Source organism: Corallococcus sp. AB045 (assembly GCF_003668895.1).
Taxonomy (GTDB): Bacteria; Myxococcota; Myxococcia; order Myxococcales; family Myxococcaceae; genus Corallococcus; species Corallococcus coralloides.
The window spans coordinates 1-5,205 of record NZ_RAWN01000351.1 but is presented as its reverse complement, the minus strand read 5'-3'; the positions used below and the strand labels follow the sequence as shown (position 1 = coordinate 5,205).

The 5,205-nt window shown below is 70.7% G+C and carries 4 protein-coding genes; all 4 read left to right on the top strand.

Annotation, left to right across the window (positions count from 1 at the left end; translation table 11 throughout):
* The first annotated feature begins 40 nt into the window (after positions 1–40).
* Positions 41–1,435, top strand: a complete 1,395-nt coding sequence (locus D7Y21_RS40210; protein WP_121718531.1) for a TldD/PmbA family protein — start codon at positions 41–43, stop codon at positions 1,433–1,435.
* Positions 1,436–1,443: 8 nt separating this feature from the next.
* Positions 1,444–2,790: a TldD/PmbA family protein gene (locus tag D7Y21_RS40205; protein WP_121718530.1), complete on the top strand. Its 1,347-nt coding sequence runs from the start codon at positions 1,444–1,446 to the stop codon at positions 2,788–2,790.
* A 63-nt stretch (positions 2,791–2,853) separates the two neighbouring features.
* Positions 2,854–3,864: a ParB/RepB/Spo0J family partition protein gene (locus D7Y21_RS40200; RefSeq protein WP_121718529.1), complete on the top strand. Its 1,011-nt coding sequence runs from the start codon at positions 2,854–2,856 to the stop codon at positions 3,862–3,864.
* Between the two features lie 46 nt (positions 3,865–3,910).
* Positions 3,911–5,205: sigma-54 dependent transcriptional regulator (locus D7Y21_RS40195; RefSeq protein ID WP_147469522.1), on the top strand; the 1,295-nt coding region annotated here is incomplete at its 3' end.

The window sequence follows — 5,205 nt, the reverse complement described above, 5'->3', positions numbered from 1 at the left end:
GAGCGGGGAGGCGGCGCGGCAGCCGGCCGCCTCCCCGCTCCTGCCCCCCGGTCTGCTGGAACGTCTGCTGGCGGAAGCCATGGGCCGGGGCGCGGACTTCGCGGAGGTGTACGTGGAGCGCACGTCCACGACCGCCGTGGTGCTGGAGGAGCAGCGCATCCGCAGCGCGCAGGTGGGCCTGGTGCAGGGCGTGGGCGTGCGGGTCATCACCGGGGCCAAGGTGGGCTACGCCTACTCCGACGACTGGGACGAGGCCGCGCTCGTCCGCGCCGCGCGCACCGCGGCGATGATTGCCCAGGGCGGCGGCTCCGAGCGCGCCTACCCCGTCAAGCGCGTGCCGGTGCCCAGCCACTACCGCGTGGGTCAGCCGCTGGAGGACGTGGCGGTGGCGCGCAAGACGGCGCTGCTCACCCGCGCGGATACGGCGGCCCGCGCCTTCGACTCGCGCATCCAGCAGGTGAACGCGTCCTACGTGGATCAGACCAAGCGCATCGCCGTGGCCAACACCACCGGCCGCTTCAGCGAGGACACGCAGGACCAGTCCCGCATGAGCGTGCACGTGGTGGCGCTGGGGAAGAACGGCGAGCGGCGCACCGGCATGTACGGCAGCGGCGGCCGGGTGTCCTTCAGCTACTGGGACGGCGTGACGCCGGAGTCCGTGTCAGAGGAGGCCGCGCGTCAGGCCATCGCCACGCTGGGCGCGGTGGACTGCGTGGCCGGCCCGCAGACGGTGGTGCTGGCGCCGGGCTGGAGCGGCATCCTCCTGCACGAAGCGGTGGGCCACGGCCTGGAGGCGGACTTCATCCGCAAGGGCACGTCGCTGTTCGCGGGCAAGCTGGGGGAGAAGGTGGCCTCGGAGCTGGTGACGGTCATCGACGACGGCACGGTGTCCAGCGCGCGCGGCTCCATCAACATCGACGACGAGGGCGTGCCCGGCGAGCGCAAGGTCCTCATCGAGAACGGCGTCCTCAAGGGCTACCTCTATGATCAGCTCAACGCGAAGCTGATGAACCAGCGCTCCACGGGCAGCGGCCGGCGGGAGTCGTTCAAGAGCCTGCCCCTGCCGCGCATGACGAACACCTTCCTGGCGCCCGGAGACCACGCGCCGGAGGACATCCTCAAGGAGGTGAAGCGCGGGCTGTACTGCGCCACCTTCGGAGGAGGCCAGGTGGACATCAGCAACGGCAACTTCGTCTTCGAGGTCAGCGAGGCCTACCAGATTGAAGACGGCAAGCTGGGCCGCCCGGTGAAGAACGCCATCCTGATTGGCGTGGGGCCGGAGGCGCTGAAGAACATCACCCGCGTGGGCTGCGACCCGATGCCGGACCCCGGCATGGGCGTCTGCGTGAAGGACGGGCAGATGATGCCCGTGGGGGTGGGCCTGCCCACCGTGCGCATCGACAACGTCACCGTGGGCGGAACGAAGGTCGGCTGAGGACAACCGTGAACTACGAACAGCTCGCGAAGAAGGTCGTTCAGCGCGCCGTGAAGAAGGGCGCGAAGCAGGCGGAGGCGTACCTGGAGGTGGGCCGCCAGAGCAGCGTGCGCGTCCGCGAAGGGCAGATAGAAGACCTCACGGAGGCCACCAGCAAGGGCCTGGGCATCCGGGTCATCGTGAAGGACCGGCTGGGCTTCGCGTACACGTCCGACTTCACGCCCGCGGGCCTGGAGCGCGTGGTGGACCTGGCCGTGCAACTGGCGGAGGCCGCCGCGCCCAACAAGCTCAACGGCCTGCCCGGCGCGAAGGACCTGGGCAAGCGCGGCGACACCGGCATCCTCTTCGACCCCAAGGTCGCGAACCTGCCCGGGGACTGGAAGATCAACGCCGCGCTGGAGGCGGAGCGCGCGGGCCGGGCCCAGGACTCGCGCGTCGTCACCTTCGACTCCGTGTCCGCGGGCGACTTCGTGGCGGAGGTGTACCTCGCGTCCAGCGAGGGCGCGTCCGGCGGCTACTCCGGCACGTACGTGTACCTGGTCGCGGTGCCGGTGGCGTCGCAGGGTGGCCAGCTCCAGACGGGCTACTGGCTGGACTACAAGCGCTTCCTGGACGACCTGGAGTCGCCTGAGTCCATCGGCCGCGAGGCCACGAAGCGCGCCGTGCGCATGCTGGGCGCGAAGCCGGTGAAGACGCAGCAGGTGCCGGTGGTGTTCGACCCGCTGGTGGCCGCGAGCTTCGTGGGCAACCTGTCCCAGGCCGCCAACGGCAACGCCGTGTACCAGCAGTCCAGCGTGCTCGCGCCCCACCTGGGCAAGCGGCTCGCGGGCAAGCACGTCACGCTGGTGGATGACGGCCTCCTCCCCCGGGGCCTGGCCACCGCGCCATTCGATGGCGAGGGCGTCCCCACCCGCCGCACGCCCATCCTGGATCAGGGCGTGCTGTCCGGCTTCCTCTACGACGCCTTCACCGCGCGCAAGGCGAAGGCGCGCACCACGGGCAACGCGTCGCGCGGCTACAGCGCGCTGCCGGGCATCGGAACCACCAACCTCTACCTGGAGAAGGGCACGAAGACGCCGGAGGAGCTGATCCGCGAAGTGCCCCAGGGCCTCTACGTCACCGCCCTGCTGGGCCACGGCGCGGATCCGGTGTCCGGGGACATGTCCTGCGGGGCCAACGGCCTTTGGATCGAGAACGGTGAGCTGACCCACCCGGTGCAGGAGGTGACGGTCGCGGGCCACCTCCTCCAGATGTTGAAGGACGTGGACGCGGTGGGCAGCGACCTCCAGTTCCGGGGCGGCAGCGTGGGCGCACCCACTGTCCGCTTCCGACAGCTCACCGTGTCGGGCGCGTAGCCAGCCCGGCCCGGTCGCCTACGCTCGCGGACCTCATTTCCACCGGCACGAGGTGACGTCCGCATGGCCGCGAAGTCCGCCCGCAAGTCCTCCCCCGCGAAGTCGAAGTCGGCCACGCCGCGCAAGCCGCGCCGCAAGAAGGCCGAACCGAAGTCGCGGGGGCTGAGCGCGGCGGAGGTGGCGAGCGAGGCCGTGGCCTTCCCCGACGCCCTCCTCCAGGCCGTACGCGAGGACGGCGGCCAGGTGCTGTCCGTCTACCGCGACCCGCTGGGCGGACACCCCGTCGTCTTCGCCGTGCTCCCCATCGACAAGGTGGAGCCCACGCCCTACCAGCGCGACCTGTCCGAGCCCCACGTCAAGCGGCTCGCCACCGCCATGGAGCGCCTGGACCGCTTCCTGGACCCCGTCATCGCGGTGCGCGTGGAGGGCCGCTACTGGACGCCCAACGGCAACCACCGCCTCAACGCCAGCAAGCTGCTGGGCGCGAAGTCCATCGTCGCGCTGCTCCTGCCGGACGAGGACGTGGCCTACCAAATCCTCGCCCTCAACACGGAGAAGGCCCACAACCTGAAGGAGCGCTCGCTGGAGGTCATCCGCATGGCGCGGGGCCTGGTCGGCGCGAACCGCCCGGGCAAGGAGTCCGCCTTCTCCCACCTCTTCGAGGAGCCCTCCTTCCTCACCCTGGGTGCCGCCTACGAGAAGCGCCCCCGCTTCTCCGCGGGCGCCTACCACCCCTTCGTCAAGGTGGTGGACGGATTCCAGGAGGTGCCGCTGCCCCAGGCCCTGGCCGTGCGCGACGCCCAGGCGGAGCTGCTGCTGGAGCTGGACGACGCGGTGGTCTCCGTCGTCAACGCCCTCAAGGAGCGCGGCCTCCAGAGCCCCTACCTCAAGAACTTCGTCGTCGCCCGGCTCAACTTCCTGCGCTTCCGCAAGGACGGCCCGCCTCCCACCTTCGACACCACCGTGCGCCGCATGCTGGCCAGCGCCCTGCGCTTCAACGTGGACAAGGTGCGCCGCGAGGACATTGGCCGCATGGGCGGCGGGCCCCTGGAGCCGGACGAAGAGCAGGTCTGAAGGGAATGGGGATTGCAGGGCCGTGTTGAGAGAGGCCCGCACTCCCATGACATCTCCCACGGTCCTGGTCGTCGACGACGACCGCGCCAACCTCGATTCGGTCGCCCGCATCTTCCAGCGGGAAGGCTTCGCCACGTTGTCCGCCGCGCAGGGCACGGAGGCGCTGGAGTTGCTCCGGCGCCCCGAAGTCAGCGTCATGGTCACCGACCTGATGATGCCCGGCATGGACGGCCAGGAGCTGCTCAAGGCCAGCCGCGCCATCCGCCCGGACGTGGAGGTCGTGCTGATGACCGCCTACGGCACGGTGGAGACGGCCGTGGCCGCCATGAAGGACGGCGCCTACGACTTCATCACCAAGCCCCTCAAGCGCCACGCCCTGGTGAAGGCCGTGCAGAAGGCGCTGGAGAAGCAGGCGCTCGTCCAGGAGAACACCTCCCTCAAGGCGAAGCTCGCGGAGATCAACCCCGCGGGCGGGCGCGCCATGGTGGGCCAGTCCCCCGCCTTCCGCGCCATGCTGGACACCATCCGCCAGGCGGCGCCCTCCACCGCCACGGTGCTCTTGCTGGGCGAATCCGGCACCGGCAAGGAGCTGGCCGCGCGTGCGCTGCATGAGCACTCCGCCCGGGCGAAGCAGTCCTTCATCGCCGTCAACTGCGGCGCCATCCCGGAGAGCATCCTGGAGGCGGAGCTCTTCGGCGTGGAGCGCGGCGCGTACACCGGCGCCGTCACCCGCCGCGAGGGCCGCTTCGAGCGCGCCAACGGCGGCACCCTCTTCCTGGACGAGGTGGGCGAGATGCCCCTCTCCGCGCAGGTGAAGCTCCTGCGTGTGCTCCAGGAGGGAGAGCTGGAGCGCCTGGGCGGCACGCAGACGGTGAAGGTGGACGTGCGGCTGGTCGCCGCCACCAACAAGGACCTGCAGAAGGAGGTCGCGGAGGGCCGCTTCCGCGAGGACCTCTACTACCGCCTGCACGTGGTGGAGATCCGCGTGCCCGCGCTCGCGTCGCGCCGCGAGGACATCCCGCTGCTGGCGGAGGCGTTCCTGCGCCGCTTCTCCGCGAAGAACGGCAAGGTGCTGCGCGGCTTCTCCCCGGACGCCCTGAGCGTGCTGGAGAACTACGCGTGGCCCGGCAACGTGCGGGAGCTGGAGCACGCCGTGGAGCGCGCCGTGGTGCTGGCCCGCACGGACGTGCTGGAGGCCAGCGACCTGCCAGAGTCCGTGCGCAAGGGGCCCCTGGGCTCCGCCGGACAGCTGGTCATCCCCATCGGGACGCCCATGGAGGAGATTGAAAGGCGCGTCATCCACGAGACCCTGCGCCACACCCGCGGGGACAAGACGCTCGC

What these genes read in the sequence shown, in the direction of transcription:
- D7Y21_RS40200 (WP_121718529.1), top strand. Translation starts at nt 2,854, where the DNA reads ATGGCCGCGAAGTCCGCCCGCAAGTCCTCCCCCGCGAAGTCGAAGTCG.